This is a genomic window from Grimontia kaedaensis, assembly GCF_023746615.1.
Classification (GTDB): domain Bacteria; phylum Pseudomonadota; class Gammaproteobacteria; order Enterobacterales; family Vibrionaceae; genus Enterovibrio; species Enterovibrio kaedaensis.
This window is the reverse complement of sequence record NZ_CP082276.1, coordinates 1,685,831-1,708,291: the sequence shown is the minus strand read 5'-3', so window position 1 is coordinate 1,708,291 and position 22,461 is coordinate 1,685,831. Positions and strand designations below refer to the sequence as shown.

Here is a 22,461-nt window from a genome sequence, read left to right as displayed (position 1 = left end):
AGAAACATGAGACAACAAGAATCAACCTGGTGGCGCGGCGCGGTTATTTACCAAATCTACCCACGCAGCTTTTACGATGCCAATCAGGACGGGATCGGTGACTTGCCGGGGATCACCCAGCAACTGCCTTATGTGGCGGCGCTCGGCGTAGATGCCATCTGGCTGTCGCCCTTTTTCAAATCGCCCATGAAAGACTTCGGCTACGACGTATCTGATTACCGCGATGTCGATCCGCTGTTCGGCACACTGGATGACTTTAAGCAACTGGTGCAGGTTGCGCATGAACTGGGTCTGAAGGTAATGATCGATCAGGTTCTCAGCCATACCTCGGATGAACATACCTGGTTTCAGGAAAGTCGCGTGAGTCGCGACAACCCGAAATCCGACTGGTATGTCTGGGCTGATCCTAAGCCTGACGGTACGCCACCAAACAACTGGCTCTCCATTTTTGGTGGCTGTGCCTGGCAGTGGGAAAGCCGGCGTCAGCAGTATTATCTGCACAACTTCCTCGTCAGCCAGCCTGATTTGAACTTCCACAACCCAGAGGTCGTGGAACACCTGTTGGATACGGTGAAATTCTGGCTCGATTTGGGCGTCGACGGTTTCCGTCTCGACACGGTCAATTTCTACATGCATGACCGTCAGTTGCGTGACAACCCAGGGTTGTCGGCAGGAGACAGCAAATCGCTCGGCGTACCGGGAACCAACCCGTATTCGATGCAAAAACACCAGTACGACATTTCGCAGCCGGAAAACCTCGGTTTTCTGAAAAAGCTGCGTGCATTGCTCGATCAGTACGATGACATCACCACAGTCGGGGAGATCGGCGACGATAACCCTCTGGCGCTGATGGCTGAGTACACGGCAGACAACGACAAGCTGCACATGGCTTACACCTTTGATTTGCTGAACATTCACCGCAAGCCGGATTACCTGGCGTCCGTGATTGAAAAAATCGAAGGCGCCATCAACGATGGCTGGGCGTGTTGGGCGCTGTCAAACCACGACGTGGTGCGTTGTATCACCCGTTGGGGGGCAGAAGAAGCAGACCAAGTCGCTTACGGCAAAGTGCTGTTGGCTTTGGTCACCTCGCTTCGTGGCAGTGTGTGCCTGTATCAGGGTGAAGAGCTTGGATTGCCTGAAGCGGAAATACCGTTTGAGAAAATTCAGGACCCATATGGGATTCCTTTCTGGCCGGAATACAAAGGCCGGGACGGTTGCCGTACCCCAGTGCCTTGGGTCGGTGATGAAGGTAACGCAGGTTTCAGCTCCGCAGAACCTTGGCTGCCCGTTGACCCACGCCACAATGCACTGGCGGTGGATAAGCAAGAGCAGCAAAGCGACAGCATGTTGGCCCATTACCGCACCTACCTTCGCTGGCGTAAACAGTTTGCCGCGCTGGTGAATGGCGAGTTGGGTGATGTGCAGTCCAATGCGCAGGGGCTCAGATTCGTCCGCTACAACGACGAGCAACGTCTGCTGGTGGCCTTTAACCTGTCCGATTCAGACATGACTATTTCCCTGCCGGAAGGAAACTGGCAGGCACTGGAAGGTCATGGTTTCGCATTCAGGCTGGAAAATGGATCGGTCACCCTCCCGCCTTATCAGGCGGCATTTGCAACGACGTAACAGGGTAAGGACACAATATGGCTGAGGTCATTTTAAATAAAGTTAATAAGAAGTTTGGTAAGGTACATGTCACCAAGGATGTGGATCTGCATATCGACAAAGGCGACTTTGTGGTGTTCGTTGGCCCGTCAGGCTGTGGTAAATCGACCCTGCTTCGCTTGATAGCGGGTCTTGAAGATATCACCTCGGGCGATCTGAAGATCGATGGCCAGGTCTGTAACGATCTGCCGCCACCGGAGCGTGGTATCGGCATGGTGTTCCAGTCTTACGCTCTGTATCCACACATGACGGTTTACGAGAACATGGCGTTTGGCCTGCAACTGGCGAAAACCGAAGCCAAAACCGTGGATGAGAAAGTGCGCGAAGTGGCAGCGGCGCTGCAACTGGAACCCTTGCTGGAACGCAAGCCGAAAGAGCTTTCCGGTGGTCAGCGTCAGCGTGTGGCGATCGGCCGCGCGATTGTGCGGGAGCCAAAAGTCTTCCTATTCGATGAGCCACTGTCGAATCTGGATGCGTCGCTCCGCGTACAAATGCGCATGGAAATCGCCCGTCTGCACGAACGCCTTGGCGCAACCATGATCTATGTGACTCACGATCAGGTGGAAGCGATGACACTCGCGACCAAGATCGTGGTGCTGGATGCTGGCCGTGTTGAGCAGGTGGGTTCACCGCTTGAGCTATACAATCACCCAGCGAATACGTTTGTGGCGGGCTTTATCGGTTCACCAAAGATGAACTTCCTGACGGCGGATATCGTGGAAACCGGTGAGATGACGACCCGCGTCCAGATCCACCGTGGTCAGGAAGTGGAAGTCTCAGCCAATACGATCGGCGCCAGCGTCGGCGATCCTTGCGTGATTGGGATCCGTCCTGAGCATATTCGTTTCGGCGAGAAAGATGCGATCCAGGAAGGTGGTGTGGCGTTGAGTGTTGTCGAGCAGCTAGGTAACGAGTGCCTGATGTACTTCAATACGCCACAAAGTGCCGAGCCAGTGGTGATTCGCACCGAAGGGCAAACCAATATCCGTGCAGGTGATAAACGTTGTATCGAGTTCCCTGCGGATTATTGCCATCTGTTTGATCGCGACGGAAATGCGTTCAAACGCTCAGTGGTGGGCGAAACCAAACCGTCACTGGTTGTGACGCCGTAATAGCCGGATAAAGGCTTAAAACGCGAAAGAGGCAGGACTTTTAGTCCTGCCTCTTTATTATGCCAATCCTAGTCAATATCTGCTCATCCTAGCTTGTTAAAATGCTCGATCACTGCGTTGAAAAATTTGAGTGTAGAAGAACTACTTATCGACATTTTTCGCCTTGTTCTCGAGCATTTTTCCTGCGCTATTTCTGATCACCTACTTACTGTGATTGGTATCATTTGCGAATCAGAGCGTTGAAGGGCCTGTACCGGAGTAGTGGATACCGGAAAGTTCTGCCATTTCTTTATTGAACGTCGCCAGATCGCTGTGAGTGAATTTACTCAAATGATCGTGGCCACAAGCGCGTGCCATCACCTGCATTAGATGGGTTGATGCGGTGAAGAAGTTGTAGAGTCGCTCAGAAGCCGCCTCCACATTCAGACGCTTGCGAAGTTCTGGATCTTGCGTCGCAATACCCGCTGGACACATGTTGGAATTACACATGCGCGCACCGACGCAACCAATCGCTTGCATCGCACTGTTGGAGAGGGCAATACCGTCCGCGCCGAGAGCCAACGCTTTCACAAAGTCACTCGGCACGCGAAGCCCGCCAGTAATGATCAAGGTAACGTCATTCACTCCCTGTGCATCAAGGAAGCGCCTTGCGCGTGCCAGTGCCGGAATGGTTGGCACACTGATATGGTCCCGGAACAGTGTCGGCGCCGCACCTGTGCCGCCGCCACGCCCGTCCAAAATGATGTAATCGGCACCTGCATCCAGTGCAAAGCCGATATCGGCTTCGATATGGTTGGCACTCAGTTTGAACCCAATAGGAATGCCGCCACTTTCACGGCGTACTTCGTCTGCGATACGCGCAAAATCCGCGGGCGTTTTCAGATCAGGGAAGGTGGATGGCGAAATGGCATCTTTCCCTTCTGGAATCCCGCGCACCTGTGAAATCTTTCCATGGTTTTTGATGCCCGGCAGGTGACCACCTGTACCGGTTTTTGCACCCTGACCACCTTTGAAATGAAAGGCCTGAACATCGCGCACTTTGGAAAGCTCAAAACCAAACTTGGCACTTGCCAGTTCATAGAAATAGTGGCTGTTCGCAGCGTGTTCTTCGGGCAGCATGCCGCCTTCACCCGAACAGATGCCTGTCCCCGCTTTTTCAGCACCGGTTGCAAGCGCAACTTTGGCTTCTTCTGACAGCGCACCAAAACTCATGTCAGACACAAACAGTGGCGTGTCGAGTTTCAGTGGCTTCTTCGCACGTGGGCCAACGATAAGTTCAGTGCCAACGGAGGCATCATCTAAGAGCGGTTTCGTCGCCATTTGCGCCACCATGATCTGGATATCGTCCCAGGTAGGTAGCTGGTAGCGAGGCACCCCCATAGAAGTCATTGGGCCGTGGTGGCCAAATTTCTCCAGTCCTTCCTTCGCGAGCTGATGGATCAGCTCTACATAAGGCTCTTCTTTGGTCGCTTTTGGCGTTGGGGAAGCGCTTTCTCTTTGAACTGGCGGCATTTCTTTTCCGACATCCGTATCCGCATAGCGGGTATGGGTGCCATCGCAGAAAGGCTCGTTTCCGGTGTGTTTGCAGGCGCAAAACCAAGCTTCGCCATCTTTGTCCGCCTTATAGGCCAGCGGCGTGAATTCCGTCCCGGCATGGGAGCCGTCACAATAGGGCTGTTTCTTCGAGCGTCCGCAGCGGCAGTAGTAATATTCTTTACCTTTTTCGAGCTCGACTTTAATGGGTTTGTTATTGGATACAACAGGGTCTGTCATGACTTACTCCTTTAAGCGACATTGCTTCAGACGATCAACATGATTGGCGTTATTCACGCCCATTTAGTAATAGTGTCGAAGATCGTCAGAGGTAAGTATGGCCTGTTTTTCAATACCTAATGCGCAACAAGTATGAGGCAAACCTAAATTAGTTAGCTGCGAACCAATTCACCGACCCATGCTTGCCAGGGGAGAAGCTTCAGCACCCCATGATTTTCGGGCACTGCATCAGCCATGTGCGGAAGCGAAAGGGGTTTTGCCTCAGAGGGCAGGTTGAGCCTCACTGTTGCTTCATTGTTTGAGGCATTGAGCGCAATGATGAGGGTTTGGTCTGCATGGTGACGCTCTAACACCATCAGAGTCTGGTTATAGGCAAGAACCCGGCAGGCACCGTCCTGCATCGCGACATGTTGTTTGCGCCATTGAAGCAGGGTGCGGGTAAAGTTCAACACAGAGTTATCATCCTGCTGCTGTTTATCGATAGCATATTCTGAGTGCTTAGGATCGGCGGGCAGCCAAGGAGATGACGTGCTGAAGCCAAGGTTCTCTTCGCTGCTTCGCCAAGGCATTGGTGTGCGGCATCCGTCGCGGCCAACATAGTTGGCGATTACCTGCTTACCAAATAAATCCCTACGCTGAGACGGCGGGACATCGGCTTCAGGTAGACCCAGCTCCTCCCCCTGAAACAGGCTGATAACCCCCTGTAGCGACATCAGCATGGTCAGCAATAGTTTTGCAGCCTCGGGTTGGTTGTTGGCGTCCTGCCAGCGACTAACTGTTCTGGCAATGTCGTGGTTTCCTGTGCTCCAACAACCAATACCGGGGTGAACGGCCTTCATGAAATCATCGAGTTGTTCACCCACCTGGCCAACGCTGTGACACAAACTCAACGATTCGAATACATTGGCAGCGTCCAACGCATCTCCTTCACTGGTGTAGCGGTCAATCGTAGCGTATGGGGAAGGATCACTTAGCGAACCTAGAAGCCATTTCTTTTCCTCGTAGCCATCAATGATGACCCGAAGCTGCTTGAGCAAGTGGATGTTTTCCGGTCTGCTGATGTTGTAACGCTGACTTTGATAGCGATAGGGGTCGGCGCGGGCATCATCCTGCCAGCCCAGATGGCGTGGCGGGTTGTTGCGTAGCTTGTCGTCATGGAGGAACAGATTCACGGAATCCAAACGAAGACCGCTCACGCCGGTATCCAGCCAAAACCGTACACTTTGATTCAACTCCCGCACTACATCAGCATTTCGGTAATTAAGGTCGGGCTGGTTGCTTAACGTGTTGTGTAAATAGTATTGCCCGCGCGTAGGGTGCCATCGCCAAGCGGATTCGCCGAATATGGTTAGCCAGTTGTTTGGCGGCGTGCCATCGGCTTTTGCGGGTGACCAGACATACCAATCCGCTTTCGTTGAGGTTGCGCCGGCACTGCTTTCAATAAACCAAGGATGTTTGCTCGAGGTGTGATTGGCAACAAAATCCAGCATTACTGAGAGGCCGCGTTGTTTGGCTTCCTCCACCAGCGTGGTGAAGGTTGCCATGTCACCATATTCCGGGTTGAGTCCGCGAAGGTTGGTGATGTCGTATCCAAAATCACTTAAGGGAGACTCAAAGATTGGGGAAAGTAATATGCCATCGACACCCAGCCAGACGAAATAGTCGAGCTTATTGATGACGCCCTGAAGATCGCCGATGCCATCACCGTTGCTGTCGAAAAAGCTGCGTACATAGACGTGGTAGAGGATAGGTGATGTGTTGGATTTCATCGTTTTTCTTATATTCCTTAACAGGTTAACCTTTTCAGCGTAGTGCAATTCTGAGTGTTTCTAGTGAGTTGCCACGCTTTACACTGTAAATAATGTGTGTCGGTCCCTGCATTTTTATTAGCACTTAATTATCACCAAGTTGCAAAAACAAACTGAGGACATTTGGGGTTATTTCAAACGGTGTCTAAGATTTGAGTATTAGTCACAAATGTGAGCTTTTGACTTCCAATACTCAAAGTAGGATAGAGACATGGGACTTTTCGGAAACAGCAACGACAGCGTCATCAAGCAAGTACTGGACAAAGCCAACGATGCAGTGCTTTACACTGATAGCAAAAACCGTGTGAGCTACATCAACGCAGCGGCAGAACGGCTTTTCAATATGTCTGCAAAAGATGCGAAGGGGAAAGATGTCTCCTCATTCAATCTTGGAAGCCTGAATGCAGGTTCATTTCAAACCCAGCTCAATGGTCAAGTTTGGGTAGAAGTGAATGTCTCCGAAATTGCAGTGTCTGGCGGCAAAGGCTTATCGGTTTTTGTTAAAGATATTTCCAAGGAATACGGTGAACGTCAGCGCAACGAGCAAATGCTGGAGCAATCTGTGAATGCGGTGGTGTCGATCGATGGTCAGAACAATGTCACCTATATGAACCCTGCAGCAGAAGCCCTATGGGGATACAGCGCAGATGAAGTTGTTGGAAAGAACGTGAAGATGTTGGTGCCAAAGGAAATCCAGCAGTTTCACGATACCTACGTGAACACCAACCGTCAGAGCCGTGTAGACATCATTGTTGGTACGAGCCGGGATATCGAGTTAGAGCGCCGCGATGGTAGCCGGATTTGGGCGAATCTCTCCCTGTCGCGTGTCGAAGTCGGGGGCGAAGTGGGTTATACCGCATTTGCCCGGGATATCACCAAAGAGAAGCTTGCCAGTGAGGAGACGGAACAGGTACTTCGTCAGGCTATTGATGCTGTGGTCAGTATTGATGCCGACAATAACGTGACCTTCTTTAACCCTGCAGCCGAGGAGCTTTGGGGATACTCGGCGGATGAAGTGGTCGGTAATAACGTACGCATGCTGGTGCCAGATGAGTTTCAGGCCAACCATGATAACTACGTAAACAATAACCGCCGCACGGGGAAAGATAAGATCGTCGGCAACGCGCGCGAACTGGAAATGCAGCGTAAAGACGGCAGCCGTATCTGGGTAAATTTCTCACTATCAAAAGTCGATATCGGCGGCAATATTGGTTACACCGCATTTGTGCGTGATATCTCGGAGCAGCGCACGGCACAGGAATCGATTAATCAAACTTTGTCACAAGCACTTGATGCCGTGGTTACCATCGATGAAAACAACATTGTCACCTTCTTTAATCCGGCAGCTGAAATGCTCTGGGGTTACTCAGCAGAAGAGGTGATTGGCCAGAATGTGAAGTTACTGGTACCGCCGGACATTCAGTCAAACCATGATGCGCTCGTGAACTCAAACCGTACGACTGGGAAAGACAAAATTGTTGGCTCCAGTCGGGAAGTGCCGATTCATAGGAAAGATGGTCAGGTTTACTACGGTCTGCTGTCTCTTTCGAAAGTAAAGATCGATGGAAAAACCTTATATACCGCGTTTGTGAAAGATGTAACCGCCCAGGTTGAACAACGTGATGGTATGGGTGAAATCATGGACGGGGTGGCAAAATCCAGCTCAGAGATTTCAAATATCGCCAAGGTCATCGACGGTATTTCAGAGCAGACGAATCTGCTGGCACTTAACGCAGCCATTGAAGCTGCACGCGCTGGTGAACATGGACGCGGGTTTGCTGTGGTAGCGGACGAAGTTCGTCAACTGGCGACGCGATCTTCTGAATCGACCAGCGAAATTAACCGTCTTTCTGACGATACCCAAAAGCTGCTAACCGAGCTGTCTGAAGTCTTGAAAACGGCGACTGGACAGTAGTTTTAAGGCGGTCTGAAGGTGTCGCCTACGGCATCTTCAGACCGTAATGTGCAACTTAGAGACAAGATACGCCCATTCTCAACAATGAAATAGCTTCTTCCTACCAGTTATATACCCTCTAGCGTACTGTAAACAAAGACTTTGTGTTCCTCGATGGGTCAATAAAGAGACATGTCACCAGCGAGGTTCTCCTAGACTTGGTGTGGACATACTTATCAATCCGGCTCAGCTCGATATAAGAGGCCGGGAAAACGAGGACAACGTCATGGACAAAAGCGAAGCAGATATTGTGAGAGATGGTGAAAAGGGAACGTTCGAATGGCGAGCGTTTTTCTTTATTGCCGTATTCCTCTTCCCCATTCTTAGTGTCGTCCTCATCGGAGGGTACGGCTTCCTTATCTGGATGAGTCAGGTGTTCTTTTTTGGTCCTCCGGGACACGGCTAACGGCGATTTACATTCTCTGAACCAATTAAGAGCACATGATCATGAAAGAATTTATCAGAAAACTCTGGGCAACCATGAAGCGCCCAGCAACCAAAATCAGTCTTGGGACCCTGACACTCGGGGGCTTTATAGCGGGTGTCATTTTCTGGGGTGGATTCAATACCGCGCTGGAGCTGACCAACACCGAACAATTCTGTATTTCCTGCCACTCTATGCGAGACAACGTTTACCCGGAACTGCAGAAAACTATTCACTGGTCAAACCGTTCCGGTGTACGTGCGACCTGTCCTGATTGTCACGTACCGCACAACTGGACGGACAAAATCGCCCGTAAAATGCAGGCTAGTAAAGAAGTCTTTGCTCAGGTTTTCGGTGTGATTGGAACCAGAGAGAAGTTCCTAGACAAGCGGCTGGAATTGGCACAACACGAATGGGCAAGATTCAGTGCCAACGGCTCGAAAGAATGTAAGGCCTGCCACAATTATGCCAGCATGCAGTTTGACAAGATGAGGCCAACCTCGCGCTTCCAAATGCAGCACGCGGCGCAAACTGATCAAAGCTGTATCGACTGCCACAAAGGGATCGCTCACGAACTGCCTGCAGAAATGGACTCAACCGGTGGCTTGCTCGGTAAGTTGATTTCCCGCTCTCACAGCACTGACTTCAACAAAGGTGCGCCGATTTACAGCATCAATTTCCTAGAAATGTACGTTGATAAAGACCTGAAACAGGACGGTGGTGTGCTTGAACCCGCCTCCATGGTGACCATTCTGGAAGAGGACGACAAGGCGGCGAAAGTCACTCTGACCGGCTGGCGTAAGATGAAAGGTTTTGGTCGTGTGATTTACGAAGACTTTGGCCTTAATATCGCCTCCGCTGCATTATCTAAAGAAGTGGCGCAAAGCCAGACCGATATCCGCACTTTTGAAACCAAAGAAGACGACTTGACCGGCTTGACCTGGCAGCGTGTTGAAGTGGATCTTTGGGTGAAAAAAGCAGACTTCCTCGACACTATCGACCCTATCTGGACCGAAGCAAAACAGGCTTACGACACCAACTGTAGCCTTTGTCATACCCAGCCTGATGTGGCGCATTTTGATGCAAACACCTGGCCGGGAATGTTTGACGGCATGATGGGCTTCGTCAACTTTGATCAGGCAACTCAGGCATTGGTGCTCAAGTACCTGCAGAAACATTCCAGCACCTTTGCACCACACTGAGAGGGATAACAGCATGACAATCAATAGACGAACTTTCCTTAAAGGCATGTTGTCTGTCAGTGCAACGGCAGTCATTGGTCCCAGCCTTCTCGTTGCTACAGACGCACATGCCAATTCAGAACTGCTGGAGGGCACTTGGCGTACCTCTGGTTCTCACTGGGGCGCATTCCGCGCCCGCATCGTCGGCGGTGAAGTCGCCGAGGTGGTGGCGTTCAATCACGACAAACACCCCACTGAAATGTTGGAAGGGGTGAAAGGCCTTATCTATAACCCATCCCGTGTGCGCTACCCCATGGTGCGCCTTGATTGGTTGAAACGTACCGAAGGCTGGAACACCACACGTGGTGATAACCGTTTTGTTCGTGTGACCTGGGATCAGGCGCTTGATCTCTTCTACAGCGAACTTGAGCGCGTGCAGAACACTTATGGTCCGTCAGGCATACTGGCAGGACAAACCGGTTGGCGCCAGACAGGTCAATTCCACAGTTGCACGACTCACATGCAGCGTGCGATGGCGATGCATGGCTTCTTCGTGAAGAAAATCGGGGATTACTCGACGGGTGCGGGACAAACCATCATGCCTTATGTGCTCGGTTCAACCGAAGTATACGCGCAGCAAACCTCATGGCAGTTGGTGCTGGATAACGCCAAGCAGATTGTGATTTGGGCGAACGATCCGGTGAAAAACGCGCAGGTTGGCTGGCAGTGTCCAACCCATGATGTGTATGGCTACTTCGATCAATTGAAAGACAAAGTTGCCAACGGTGATATCAAGGTGATCTCGGTTGACCCTGTAGTCAGCAAAACCCAGAAATTTCTTGGCTGTGAGCATCAATACATCAATCCTCAAACCGATGTGCCGTTTATGCTTGCACTGGCGCACACCCTCTACAAAGAGGATTTGTACGACAAAGAATTCATCAAGATTTACTGCCTCGGCTTTGAACCTTTCATCGATTACGTCATGGGTAAAACCAAAGACAAGGTCGAGAAAACGCCTGAGTGGGCGTCTAAGATATGCGGCGTAGAAGCTGATCGCATCCGCGAATTCGCCCGCATGTTGGCTAGCGAACGCACTCAATTGATGTTCGGCTGGTGTGTGCAGCGCCAGCAACACGGCGAGCAGCCTTATTGGATGGGGGCTGTACTGGCGAGTATGCTCGGCGGTATTGGTCTTCCGGGCGCAGGTGTTTCTTACGCGCACCACTACAGCGGTATTGGTGAGCCTGCGACAGGCGCAGCTGGCCCTGGTGGTTTCCCTCGAAACCTCGACCCTGGTATGGAGCCTAAATACAACAATAGTGACTTCAAAGGCTATGCGAGTACCATTCCGGTGGCGCGATGGATAGAGGCTATTGAAAATCCCGGTAAGGTGATCAATCACAACGGGAACAAGGTGAAACTGCCGCCGATTAAAATGGTGATTGTGAGTGGTAACAACCCTTGGCACCACCATCAGGATCATAACCGGATGAAAAAGGCCTACCACAACATTGAAACGGCCATCACCATCGACTTTGCTTGGACAGCGACCTGCCGCTTCTCTGATATTGTACTGCCAGCCTGTACTCAGTTTGAGCGTAACGATATCGACCTCTATGGTGCATATTCAGCGACAGGTGTACTTGCTATGCACAAGCTGGTCGATCCGCTCTATCAATCCCGCACAGACTTTGAGATTTTCAAAGGTTTGACTGCTCGCTTTGGTCTGAATAAAGACAAAGAGTACGCGCAGGAAATGACCGAGATGCAGTGGGTAGAAAAGCTTTACAACGAGTGTGTAACAGCCAACAAGGGCAACTTTGAAATGCCTGACTTTGAAACCTTCTGGAAAGATGGTTATGTCGGTTTTGGTAAGGGCAGCACTTTTGTCCGTCACGCCTTGTTCCGTGAAGACCCTGAGCTCAATCCATTGGGTACGCCTTCCGGCTTTATCGAAATTACCAGCCGCAAAATCGGCGGATTTGGTTACGAATATTGTCAGGAACACCCGATGTGGTTTGAGAAAGCCGAGCGTTCTCACGGTGGCCCGGGATCAGAGAAATTCCCGATTTGGCTGCAATCCTGCCACCCGGACAAGCGCCTACACTCACAGATGTGTGAATCGCCAGCGCTTCGTGAAACCTACACAGTCCAGGGACGAGAGCCTGCCTATATCAACCCTGAAGATGCTAAAGCGCGTGGCGTGAAAGATGGCGATCTTATCCGTGTGTTTAATGACCGTGGACAGCTGATCGCCGGCGCCGTGGTGTCGGACGATTACCCACCGGGTGTTATTCGTATCCAGGAAGGGGCGTGGTATGGCCCGACAGGCTCTGAAATCGGTGCGATTGACACCTACGGTGACCCGAACACCGTGACGCTGGATGTGGGCACCTCTGAGCTTGCACAGGCTTGTAGCGCATACACTTGTGTGGTGGACTATGAGAAGTTCAAAGGCGAGGCGCCAGCCGTAAATGCGTTCTCAGGCCCAGAGATTGTTTCTCTGTAACCTTGATTTATTAATTGTCTGAAGAGCCGCAATTGCGGCTCTTTTTTTATGTGCGGTCTGACTGTTGTATATACCCAAACGACTTGCAGATGCAGGATTCAACTCGCCCAAAGGGAGGCCCTCAATGCGCCTACTTCTTTGTTAAATCACACGGAAATAGAACCACTATTCCTCACGAAATTTGCCTCGAATTGAACGAATTGATGGCCTCTGAATTCGAGCATCTTCAGGTTATTTGGGTATACACTTTATTGAATACTGAAAGGTAAAGGATATGCAATGTGCGGACGTTTTAACGTCACCGATGATCCTTACATGCATTTGCTGTTAGACAGCTTGGGTGTGGATTTAGGTCGGCTGCCGATTAGGGCAAGCAACAACATTGCACCAACCGATACGGTCAGCATCGTGGTGTCGAATGGGGAAGAGATGGTATTGAAAAACGCCTGCTGGTGGCTGTTGATGCATCAAGAAGACGGATGCATTCGACCACTTACCAAATACGCCAGCTTCAATACCCGTAGCGATAAACTCAATGTCAAAGGTAGCGCGGGCTTTGACGCTTTTCGCCAGACGCGCTGCATTATTCCGGTGTCAGGTTTTGTCGAAACCCAACAAGGCAATGCCTATGCGATGGAGCCTGTCGGGAGTGCGATAGCGTTTGGCGGTTTGTTCCGGCGCTGGATCGAAGAAACAACGGGAGAAGAAGTCCTGTCATGTTCAATCGTTACTTTGCCGCCGCATCCCAAAATCGAGCCGTACCATGCGAAGTCGATGCCGTTAATACTGCCGCTCAATCCTGAAGTGCAGAGGAAATGGCTAGACTGCCCAGCAACAAATGTGGGGGAATTAGAAGAGATGCTTTCGCCGCAATTACCGCTGCCACTGAGTGTAACACCTATTGAAAAGGCGTCAGTGCGAAACGCGATAGGTGAAAGCGTTCACTTAGCGGCCGATTAGGCCGCCATTTTTGATTTCATGGTATCTGCCACAATGTGTAGCAGCGCGACCCATGCAGCACGTACCTCGGGCGTAAATTCGTCGCCCAGACCCACCTTGAGGGTGCGCAGTAGTGCATTACCGACAGGTGTGAAATGGCTCTTTTTCACGCCATAACCTTCGTGCCGCTGTGCAAGTTGGTGAAGTACAGGTACTAAAGACTCTAGATCGTTCAAGCCTTTTACGGCTGCACTCAGCATTGCCATCAATTTTCTTCCCTGTTGTTTCATGTCTCCTTTAAACAGCGCTTTTAAAGAGGGGTCATATGAAAAGAGGGTATCGTAGAAAATTTCTGCTGCTTTGAGAGAAATAGGTTCCACCTTGCTAAAACTGGTTTGGATCAGTTTGATTTGTTGTTGTGTTAGCGACATTGCAGTATCCCCAGGGTCTGTTGACCTTTGGTGATGATTTTTGCAGCAGTTTGTGGGGATGTTATGCAAGGCAGAGGCTTCGATGTGTAGCTAGCCTACATGAGAAGCCGATAACGCAGCATAAATTCCCAACAAACGCTACCCGAAGGGTTCTGCCCTAAACGTTTTATGCTTTGTTGAGGTGTATTTGCATAGAATGACTAGGCGGCACACACCTCGCCGCGCCTAAAACGCTTATGGCGAGAACAAAATTTAACCACCAAAGGTCAACAGACCCTCGGACCTTTAAAAGTGATGGTGCATTTTCTATGGATCTTTATTCATATAAACAAGCTTAGAAAAGCCTGCTCACATGTCCAATTGATAACTGTCTCAATGAATCACATCGCCTATAAAATAAAACACGGTGCGTATTTGGGTCGGGAAGCACAGTTTACTGCTGATAATAATCAATAATAACGTTTTCTGTTGGCTATCCTTTTAGGGCTGCTGTAGCTTGATTACTGGGGTCAGTTGACTCTGACTCTCGAACAAACAGAAAGAAAATACTGCGTAAATGCGGCGACATGAAAAAGGAGAGGCATGTTAAAGCTTGAAGATATTTGCTTGCGACCAGCCAGGAATGATGAACGCGATCATCTGTGGCATTTCATTTATGTACAAAACGAGTGGAAGGCACATGATGCTCCCTATTTTCCGCTCGAGCACCAATCTCGCTTTCAATTCCGGCGCAATCTTTTCAAGCGCCTCAAAGAAGCACAAACCGCGATGGTGATTGACTACAACGGTGAAGCTATTGGATATCTCTCTTGTTATTGGGAAGACCAATCTACTCGCTGGCTAGAAGTTGGAATCACACTTTTCACCTCCCAATACTGGGGCAAAAAACTCGGACGCAAAGCGCTGACCCTTTGGATTACCCATCTTTTTGAGCGTTATGATGTTGCCCGTATTGGCCTGACTACCTGGTCAGGCAATCCCCGCATGATGAAGTGCGCCGAAGCACTGGGCATGCAAGAAGAAGGTAGGATTCGAAGCGTACGTTTCTTTGAGGGGAAATATTACGATTCGCTTCGTTATGGCGTGCTTCGCGAAGAGTGGCAGGCGCAAAGTAAAGGCGATAAAACACTTCGCTGTGTTGGTTAGCTTTACACTGTAAACATGGAATCTCATATTCACTATCTGCGCAAAGGTCAGGGGAGACCGCTCCTGCTTCTTCATGGCTTGGGTTCGAGCAGTGAAGATTGGCAGCATCAAATCGATGCATTCAGCGACCGGTTTGATGTGATTGCGCCCGACTTCCCGCTGCACGGTACCTCACCGGGCGATATTGATACCTTCAGTTTGCCGCACTGCGCGGTCATTATTGCTTCACTGATTGAGACACTGGAACTTCGCGATGTGTTGGTCGTGGGGGTATCAATGGGCGGTATGGTCGGTATTGAGTTGGCAGCCCGATTTCCTAAGTATGTTGCGGGGCTATGTGTGGTGAATGCGCTCGCAGAATGTCGTCCAAGAAAGCTCAATGAGTGGTGGATGCTCGGCTCCCGCCGCTTCCTGCTTAAGTTTGTCAGTGTGGAAAACATTGCTAAGCTGATGGCAAAGCAACTCCTACCGGGTGATGCTCTTGCTCAAACCCGAGATGAGGTGATCAGTCGCTGGTCGAAAAACCACAGGGAAAGCTACATTGCGGCCTTTAATGCCGTGGTGAACTGGGACGCATTGAACAAACTTTCCAAGCTGAAATGTCCGCTGTTTATGTTGACCTCAGAGTTTGACTACACCCCTGTCGCGTCGAAAAAAGTGCTCGCTTACCTTTATCCTGATGGGGAATTTGCTTGTCTTCCTAATGCAAGACATCTTGTTCCGCTTGAAAAGCCGACTGAGTTCAATGAAGTACTTGGTCATTGGTTGGTTAAACGAACCTAGCGCACCTTTCTCGCCCCTTAAGATTGTTCTACTTCACTCAACTGCTAGTATTCTGGCAACGCATTTCAAAGAAAGTGCGATATATACCCAAACGACCTGAATACTGCATCTTCACGTTGTTTGGGTATCTACCCAAACAAAAAAAGAAACCAAGAGAGTCACCATGAAATTGGAAGCAGTCGACTTCAACGCGCCAGACGCGGCTGAACGTTTTGTTGAATCCCTACGCTCAACAGGATTTGGTGTCCTGAAAAATCACCCAATCAGTCAGGATCTGGTGTCGTCAGTGTATGAGAACTGGCAAGGCTTTTTCGATAGCGAAGATAAAATGCAATATCGATTTAAGCCAGAAACACAGGACGGGTTGTTCCCGGCAAATGTGTCTGAGGTGGCGAAAGGCCACAAGAAGAGAGACATCAAAGAGTTTTTCCATTACTACCCTTGGGGTCAGTGTCCAGATTATCTAAGAGATCAGCTGCAAGGCTACTATGACGAAGCAAACGGTCTGGCGAAAACCCTACTGGGCTGGGTAGAAGAGCGTTCGCCGGAAAACGTGTCGTCACTGTACTCGCAATCCTTGTCGAGCATGGTGGATGGCAGTGAGCAGACTTTGCTTCGCGTGCTGCATTACCCACCAATGAAAGGTGATGAAGACCCGGGCGCTATTCGTGCTGCAGCTCATGAAGACATCAACCTGCTGACTATCCTTCCTGCGGCTAATGAACCTGGCCTACAAGTAATGGGTAAAGACGGCGAGTGGTTGGATGTGCCATGTGATTTTGGCTACCTGATAGTCAACATTGGCGACATGCTGCAAGAGGCATCTGGTGGCTATTTTCCATCGACCACGCACCGCGTTGTGAATCCTGATGGCGCGGATATGACCAAATCGCGTATTTCACTTCCATTGTTCCTGCATCCAAAGCCAGAAGTGGTGTTGTCTGAGCGTTATACGGCCAACAGCTATCTTATGGAACGTCTGCGCGAGTTGGGCTTGATATAGCCCTCCTTTTTAACGGGGAAACTCTAAGCCGGTGACACGATTCGTGCACCGGCTTTTTTGTTACTCCAGATCAGGCTGCTTTCTTCAAGAAACCATAAAGTTAGCCTTTTCGATCACTAGCATGCCACAAGAGAAATAATGAGATTATTCAACTAGTATTCTATGAGAGGAACAGGAGTCTCAAAAATGCAAAACTCTTTCATGTCACCACTGAAACGAGCCATCAGGAGTATTTTTGGCTTCGACGCAGAACTAGAAGCGGAGGCGAACGCCAAGATCGCCGCCTTGGATAGGTCTCTGGCCATCATTGAATTTGATACCAAAGGTAATATTCTCTCGGCCAACGAGAATTTTCTTAAGGTCATGGGTTACGCCCCTGATGAAATCATCGGTAAGCATCACTCTCTGTTCGTGGAAAAGGCATTTGTCAATTCCAGCGAGTACAGAGATTTTTGGGCAAGATTAGCCAACGGTAAGTCTGTGTCCGGTGAGTTCAAGCGAATTGGTAAAAACGGTATCGATGTCTGGATTCAGGCAACATACAACCCCGTGTATTCGCCTCAAGGTGGCATTAAGAAAGTGGTGAAATTTGCGACTGATATTACTCAGGACAAAAACAAAAATCTCGATACCACTGGGCAAGTTAATGCCATTAACCGCAGCCAGGCGGTGATCGAATTTGACCTCAAAGGCAATATCCTTCGCGCGAATGAAAATTTTCTTGGTGTCATGGGTTACGACGAAAAAGAAGTGGTGGGAAAGCACCATTCTATTTTCGTTGAGCCCGCAATGGCGCAGTCTGGTGAATACAAAGCATTTTGGGAGAAACTGGCCAAAGGTGAACATCAAAGCGCGGTTTACAAGCGCGTCGCTAGAGGTGGCAGAGAGATTTGGATCAGCGCATCGTACAATCCTATTTTCGATGACAACGGAAAGCCATTTAAAGTCGTGAAATTCGCGACTGACGTGACCGAACAGAAAATGCGTAATGCTAATTTTGCGGGTCAAATCCGGGCCATCGGTAAGTCGCAGGCAGTGATTGAGTTTGAATTGGATGGCACTATTCGCACTGCTAACGAAAACTTTCTGAATACCGTTGGTTACACCCTCGAAGAAGTGAAGGGCAAGCATCATTCCATTTTTGCTACGACAGAGCTAAAAAATTCACATGAATACAAAGAATTCTGGAAATCGCTTGCTGCGGGTGAATTCTTTTCCGGAGAATTTGAGCGCGTCGGAAAAGGCGGTCGCCAAATCTGGATTCAGGCCTCTTACAACCCCATTTTTGATCTCAACGGTAAGCCATTCAAAGTCGTGAAGTACGCCTCTGATATCACTGATCAAAAACTGAAAAATGCCGACTACGAAGGACAGATTGAAGCAATTGGTAAATCTCAGGCAGTGATTGAATTCAATATGAACGGCACTATTCGCAACGCTAATGACAACTTCCTGAATGCAATGGGCTACTCATTGAGCGAAGTGAAAGGGCGACATCATTCGATTTTTGTCGACCCCGATTATAAAAACTCAGATGAGTACAAAGCCTTCTGGGAGAAGCTGAATCGCGGCGAATTTGAATCTGCGGAATTTTTGCGCTTTGCAAAAGGTGGTCGGGAGGTCTGGATTCAGGCGTCCTACAACCCTATTTGTGATGCAAACGGTAGGCCGTTCAAAGTCGTGAAATACGCGACAGACATTACGGCTAAGAAACGCGCTGTAGCCAAAATCAGCGATTGTCTGGTGTCGTTGTCGAAAGGGGATTTGAGCGTCGCGCTGACAGAGAAGCTGGATGATGAGTTTGAGCCGGTAAGAGAGGCGATGAACTCCACCATCGAGCGCCTGAATGAGCTGGTGGTGGATATCAACCGCACAGCAACGTCAGTCAGCAATACTGCCCGCGAGATCAGAACGGGCACCAGTGATTTGAGCGACCGCACTGAAACTCAAGCCAGTAGTCTCGAAGAAACCGCGGCTAGCATGCAGGAAATGACGTCCACGGTTGAACAAAATGCCGATACCTCGCAAAGCGCAGTAAAGCAGGCGAGCGAAGCGACCAAGAGGGCGGAGCGTGGAGGAACAGTAGTGGTGGAAGCGGTCAACTCGATGGCGGAAATCGAAGAGTCCAGTAAGCAGATATCAGACATTATCGGCGTAATTAATGAGATTGCTTTCCAGACCAATCTACTGGCACTGAATGCAGCGGTAGAGGCAGCGAGAGCCGGAGAACAAGGGCGTGGTTTTGCCGTAGTAGCGGGTGAGGTCCGCAATCTGGCCCAGCGAAGTGCCAAAGCATCAGTTGAGATCAAAGACCTTATCAATACCAGCGTTAACAAGGTGAAAGATGGTACCCAGTTGGTGCGCGAATCTGGTGAGAATCTGGTAGAGATTGTGGATTCGATTCGCAGTGTCTCTTCCATGATTGATGACATGAGCATAGCGACACAGGAACAGTCACAGGGTATTGGTGAAATCAATCGTGTGATCACCGAAATGGACAACATGACCCAGCAAAACGCTGGCCTTGCTGAAGAAGCCACGGCTGCCAGTGAAAATATGTTGGTTGAAGCGGAAAACCTACAGGAACTGGTAAGCTTCTTTAAAACCCGTACTGCCTGACCTTTTGTTCATCACGATAAAAGCCGGACTTATGTCCGGCTTTTTTATTGGCTGGCAGTTGATTGACGAGTCCAGTTTGTCGATGCTCTCTGCATCTAGTGGTCCCAACGTTTATTTGTCGTTATCGCCATCATAGAACTCGAATTCAATGTCGTCGTCATCGTCTTCCAAATCGTCTTTTTTCTTAGATGCAAACTGGAACTTTGGTTTTTCAGATGGGCTTTGCGCCTCCTCGATACCGTCATTCGGGTCGCGATAGCTGTCATCGCTGAATTCGAGGAATTCATCGTCATTAAGGTCTTGAGATGCACCTTGAGCGATGAGGTCCGTGTCGTCTTCCTCGCTAAGGTTAAAAAAGGCGACCATCTCTGTCATGTCTTGAGAAAGGCTCCACATGCCTTCGCTGGCTGTGGTCACTTCTTCTACCAACACAGCGTTTTTCTGGGTGACAGTGTCCATTTTGGTGATGGAAAGGTTTACCTGCTCGATACCAATGCTTTGCTCCTGAGCCGCATCGGAAATTTCAGCCATTTTGCCACCCATCTCTTCAACCATAGAGACAATCTCTGCCAGTGTTTTGCCTGAATTGCTGACATATTCTGCCCCGACAGCCACTTTCTTGTTGCTGGCTTCAATCAGTTCTTTAATCTCTTTTGCTGCGCTGGCTGAGCGTTGAGCGAGGCTTCTTACTTCCCCAGCGACGACGGCAAAGCCACGCCCCTGCTCACCCGCACGTGCAGCTTCAACGGCGGCATTCAGGGCAAGAAGATTGGTCTGGAATGCTATTTCGTCGATCACGCCTATGATTTCCCCAATCTCGCTGCTGGCCGTGCTGATGTCTTCCATGGCGTTGATCGTGCGTGTGATAGCCTCACCACCTTCTCTGGCTTTTGCCCGTGCTTTCATGCTGACCAGCTTGGTGGAGAAGGCGTTTTCGGCGCTCTGTTTCACCGTGCTTGTCATCTCCTCCATACTGGTTGCAGTCGCTTGCAGCGAAGTTGCCTGCTCGTCAGTGCGCATGCTGAGATCCTGGTTGCCGGATACGATTTCCCTTGAGGAGACAGAGACCGTTGAAGCGGTTTCGCGGATTCGTCGGATAACATCTGTAAGCTTATCAATTGTCTGGTTGGTGTCTTGTTTGAGAAGGCCCAATCTACCAGCGTAGTTTTTCTCCATGCGTTCAGTCAGATCGCCTTTCGCCATGGCAGCAAGAATCCGCTGCATATCAGCCAACGAATGGTCAATGTTGCTGGTGAGGGTATTTAGGCCTTCGGCGAGGTTATAAAAGAAACCTTGTTTTCCTTCCATTTCAATGCGTGTGCTGAAATCGCCGTGAGCGGCAGAGGAAATCACGTTATCTATTTCCCGTTCAATGGCCACTTCATCGGTACGATCCATCCACTCAATGACAGTGCCAATACGCTCTCCTTCATTGTCAAACATGGGCTGGGCATTGATTGCCATAACCTTATTGCCGACAAAGAACTCACTGGTGAAAGATTCTGTTATGCCTTCTAAGATCTGACGTTGATGGTGAGGGTCTTTGTGGAACAAATCGATAGAGTGGCCAACCACATCCTCTGGATCGAAGTGGGGGAGTTCTTGTTTGAAATCCTCCTTCGCGTTAATCAGCATCTCTTGTGCTGCATTGTTGATGTAGATGACCTGTTGCTCGCTATTGGCCATCATGATGTTGTTGGAAACGCTATCCAAAGCTTGTCTGACACGGGCATTTTCTTCAGCCACTCTTCGTGCTTCGTTTTGGAAAGACTGCTTCACATACTCAGCCTTTTCGGCGTTAATGAGTGAAGCGTTTGTCGACTCTTTAATCGATAGCAGATCGCCCTTGTAATCGCCGTTGATACGAAGGCTCAGATCTCCCTCGGCAATACGCTCCATGACCTGGTTAATCTCGTTGAGCGCGTTTTGGGTCTCTGACATCAGGTTGTTGAAAGCAATGGCTGACTGACATACTTCATCAGACCCTCTCACGGGGAGGCGAATAGAGTAGTCACCTTCCCGCGCGACACTTTTTAGGCTGCGTGTCATCCCAATAATAGGGCGTGTCACCGAACGGGTAATGATGAACGCAATAAATATACCCACGAAGATGCCAATAATACCGGTGAGCTTCAGCACTTCGGAGATGGAAGCATTCATTTCATCTAACTGAGCCACTTCTTTTTTCAGTTGTGCGCGTTGTAAGGCATCGAGGTCCTGAACCAGTTGCAGTGACAAAACAGAAAGCGGTGCAGCCTTTGTTCCAAGGAGGTATTGCGACATGTTCCAGCGTTTGGACTCACGCAGCTTAAACATTTTTTCGACTTCATTGGCAAAGCGATCACGCACCGATGAGTAGCTGTCAAAGAGTTCACGTTGCTCACGTGTCAGAAGGTGGCGTTTGCTTTCGATTTCATAGAACGCGCTGCTGTTGGTGGTCCAATGCTGAAAGTAGGTTGCTTTGTAGTTTTCATCCCCGCCGATGAGATAAGAGCGCGCAGAGGCCAGGCCAAGTGATAGGGAAGCGCTGGAGTTGGCAAATACGCCCAGAAGCTTTTTCCGCTCCGGTGTAGCTGGGAGAGATTGTTCCAATTGAGCGAGTTGATTAATGTCTTGCAGAAGGCTCATCACGATAGGGGCAATGTCTTGTTTGTACATTTTCATTGCCGGTTGCTCGTCCTCGGTGTGGGCAACCTGCTCTGCTTCATCTTGCGCGCCTCGGTATTGCTTCAGGCTGACATCAAGTGCGGAAAGCTTTTCTGCGTAACCCACGATATGTTGATTGTTCAGTTTGTTTTCTTTGAGAACCACCATTTGGTTATCGATGTTTTCCCAAACATCCTGACGCTGTGTGATCAACTCTTCGTCACCAAGCACCAGGTAGCCACGCAATATCGCCAGTGACTTGTTGATTTCGCCCACCAGTTCACTGGCAGCCAGCGTTGAAGGGAAAGTGGAGTTGACCAGTTCAAGTTCCAGCTTTTGAAGATTCCGCAACCTGTCGTTGGAGATAACCACTGCCGTGACAAGAATGGCGAGGATAAGCCCGAAGCCGAAGGCCAGGCGTTTACCTATGGTGATACGAAATATTTTGTGTTTCATCTGTGC

The 22,461-nt window shown here is 49.8% G+C and carries 15 protein-coding genes; 11 read left to right on the top strand and 4 right to left on the bottom strand.

Annotated features, from left to right (window positions below):
- Positions 1–6: 6 nt before the first annotated feature.
- Both K6Q96_RS24660 and K6Q96_RS24655 read left to right on the top strand, forming a co-directional pair.
- Positions 7–1,629: an alpha-glucosidase gene (locus tag K6Q96_RS24660; protein ID WP_251881136.1), complete on the top strand. Its 1,623-nt coding sequence runs from the start codon at positions 7–9 to the stop codon at positions 1,627–1,629.
- 17 nt (positions 1,630–1,646) lie between these two features.
- A complete protein-coding gene (locus tag K6Q96_RS24655) occupies positions 1,647–2,780 on the top strand; it encodes an ABC transporter ATP-binding protein (RefSeq protein ID WP_251881134.1) in 1,134 nt (377 codons plus the stop codon).
- Between the two features lie 231 nt (positions 2,781–3,011).
- Here the strand turns inward: K6Q96_RS24655 and K6Q96_RS24650 are convergent, their stop codons facing one another.
- Both K6Q96_RS24650 and K6Q96_RS24645 read right to left on the bottom strand, forming a co-directional pair.
- Positions 3,012–4,553 (bottom strand): glutamate synthase-related protein, encoded by a 1,542-nt coding sequence (locus K6Q96_RS24650; RefSeq protein ID WP_251881126.1) that lies wholly within the window; start codon positions 4,551–4,553, stop codon positions 3,012–3,014.
- A 152-nt stretch (positions 4,554–4,705) separates the two neighbouring features.
- Positions 4,706–6,322: an alpha-amylase family glycosyl hydrolase gene (locus K6Q96_RS24645; protein ID WP_251881124.1), complete on the bottom strand. Its 1,617-nt coding sequence runs from the start codon at positions 6,320–6,322 to the stop codon at positions 4,706–4,708.
- A gap of 250 nt (positions 6,323–6,572) precedes the next feature.
- Here K6Q96_RS24645 and K6Q96_RS24640 point away from each other — a divergent pair, with 250 nt between their 5' ends.
- From K6Q96_RS24640 to K6Q96_RS24620, 5 genes are all read left to right on the top strand, one after another.
- Complete coding sequence (locus K6Q96_RS24640) at positions 6,573–8,276, top strand: PAS domain S-box protein (RefSeq protein WP_251881122.1); 1,704 nt, start codon at positions 6,573–6,575, stop codon at positions 8,274–8,276.
- Positions 8,277–8,541: 265 nt separating this feature from the next.
- Positions 8,542–8,721: a periplasmic nitrate reductase, NapE protein gene (locus K6Q96_RS24635; protein WP_251881120.1), complete on the top strand. Its 180-nt coding sequence runs from the start codon at positions 8,542–8,544 to the stop codon at positions 8,719–8,721.
- Positions 8,722–8,762: 41 nt separating this feature from the next.
- Positions 8,763–9,941, top strand: coding sequence for a pentaheme c-type cytochrome TorC (gene torC / locus K6Q96_RS24630; protein ID WP_251881117.1), 1,179 nt, complete (start codon positions 8,763–8,765; stop codon positions 9,939–9,941).
- A gap of 13 nt (positions 9,942–9,954) precedes the next feature.
- Positions 9,955–12,432 (top strand): trimethylamine-N-oxide reductase TorA, encoded by a 2,478-nt coding sequence (gene torA, locus K6Q96_RS24625; protein ID WP_251881115.1) that lies wholly within the window; start codon positions 9,955–9,957, stop codon positions 12,430–12,432.
- 279 nt (positions 12,433–12,711) lie between these two features.
- Positions 12,712–13,392 (top strand): SOS response-associated peptidase, encoded by a 681-nt coding sequence (locus K6Q96_RS24620; RefSeq protein ID WP_251881113.1) that lies wholly within the window; start codon positions 12,712–12,714, stop codon positions 13,390–13,392.
- Here the strand turns inward: K6Q96_RS24620 and K6Q96_RS24615 are convergent.
- Positions 13,389–13,802 carry a globin family protein gene (locus K6Q96_RS24615; protein ID WP_251881111.1) on the bottom strand — a complete coding sequence of 138 codons (414 nt, stop codon included), beginning with the start codon at positions 13,800–13,802 and terminating at the stop codon, positions 13,389–13,391. The two genes, K6Q96_RS24620 and K6Q96_RS24615, sit on opposite strands and share 4 nt — an antisense overlap.
- Before the next feature lie 582 nt (positions 13,803–14,384).
- Between K6Q96_RS24615 and K6Q96_RS24610 the strand changes: the two genes are divergently transcribed.
- From K6Q96_RS24610 to K6Q96_RS24595, 4 genes are all read left to right on the top strand, one after another.
- On the top strand, positions 14,385–14,948 hold the full coding sequence (locus K6Q96_RS24610) for a GNAT family N-acetyltransferase (protein WP_251881109.1): 564 nt from the start codon (positions 14,385–14,387) through the stop codon (positions 14,946–14,948).
- 15 nt (positions 14,949–14,963) lie between these two features.
- Positions 14,964–15,731, top strand: coding sequence for an alpha/beta fold hydrolase (locus tag K6Q96_RS24605; protein ID WP_251881106.1), 768 nt, complete (start codon positions 14,964–14,966; stop codon positions 15,729–15,731).
- Positions 15,732–15,894: 163 nt separating this feature from the next.
- The gene (locus K6Q96_RS24600; protein WP_251881105.1) at positions 15,895–16,734 is read left to right on the top strand and encodes an isopenicillin N synthase family dioxygenase; all 840 of its coding nucleotides are present in this window, start codon (positions 15,895–15,897) and stop codon (positions 16,732–16,734) included.
- A 186-nt stretch (positions 16,735–16,920) separates the two neighbouring features.
- Complete coding sequence (locus K6Q96_RS24595) at positions 16,921–19,353, top strand: methyl-accepting chemotaxis protein (RefSeq protein WP_251881102.1); 2,433 nt, start codon at positions 16,921–16,923, stop codon at positions 19,351–19,353.
- 111 nt (positions 19,354–19,464) lie between these two features.
- Here the strand turns inward: K6Q96_RS24595 and K6Q96_RS24590 are convergent, their stop codons facing one another.
- The gene (locus K6Q96_RS24590; protein ID WP_251881100.1) at positions 19,465–22,455 is read right to left on the bottom strand and encodes a methyl-accepting chemotaxis protein; all 2,991 of its coding nucleotides are present in this window, start codon (positions 22,453–22,455) and stop codon (positions 19,465–19,467) included.
- Positions 22,456–22,461 lie beyond the last annotated feature (6 nt).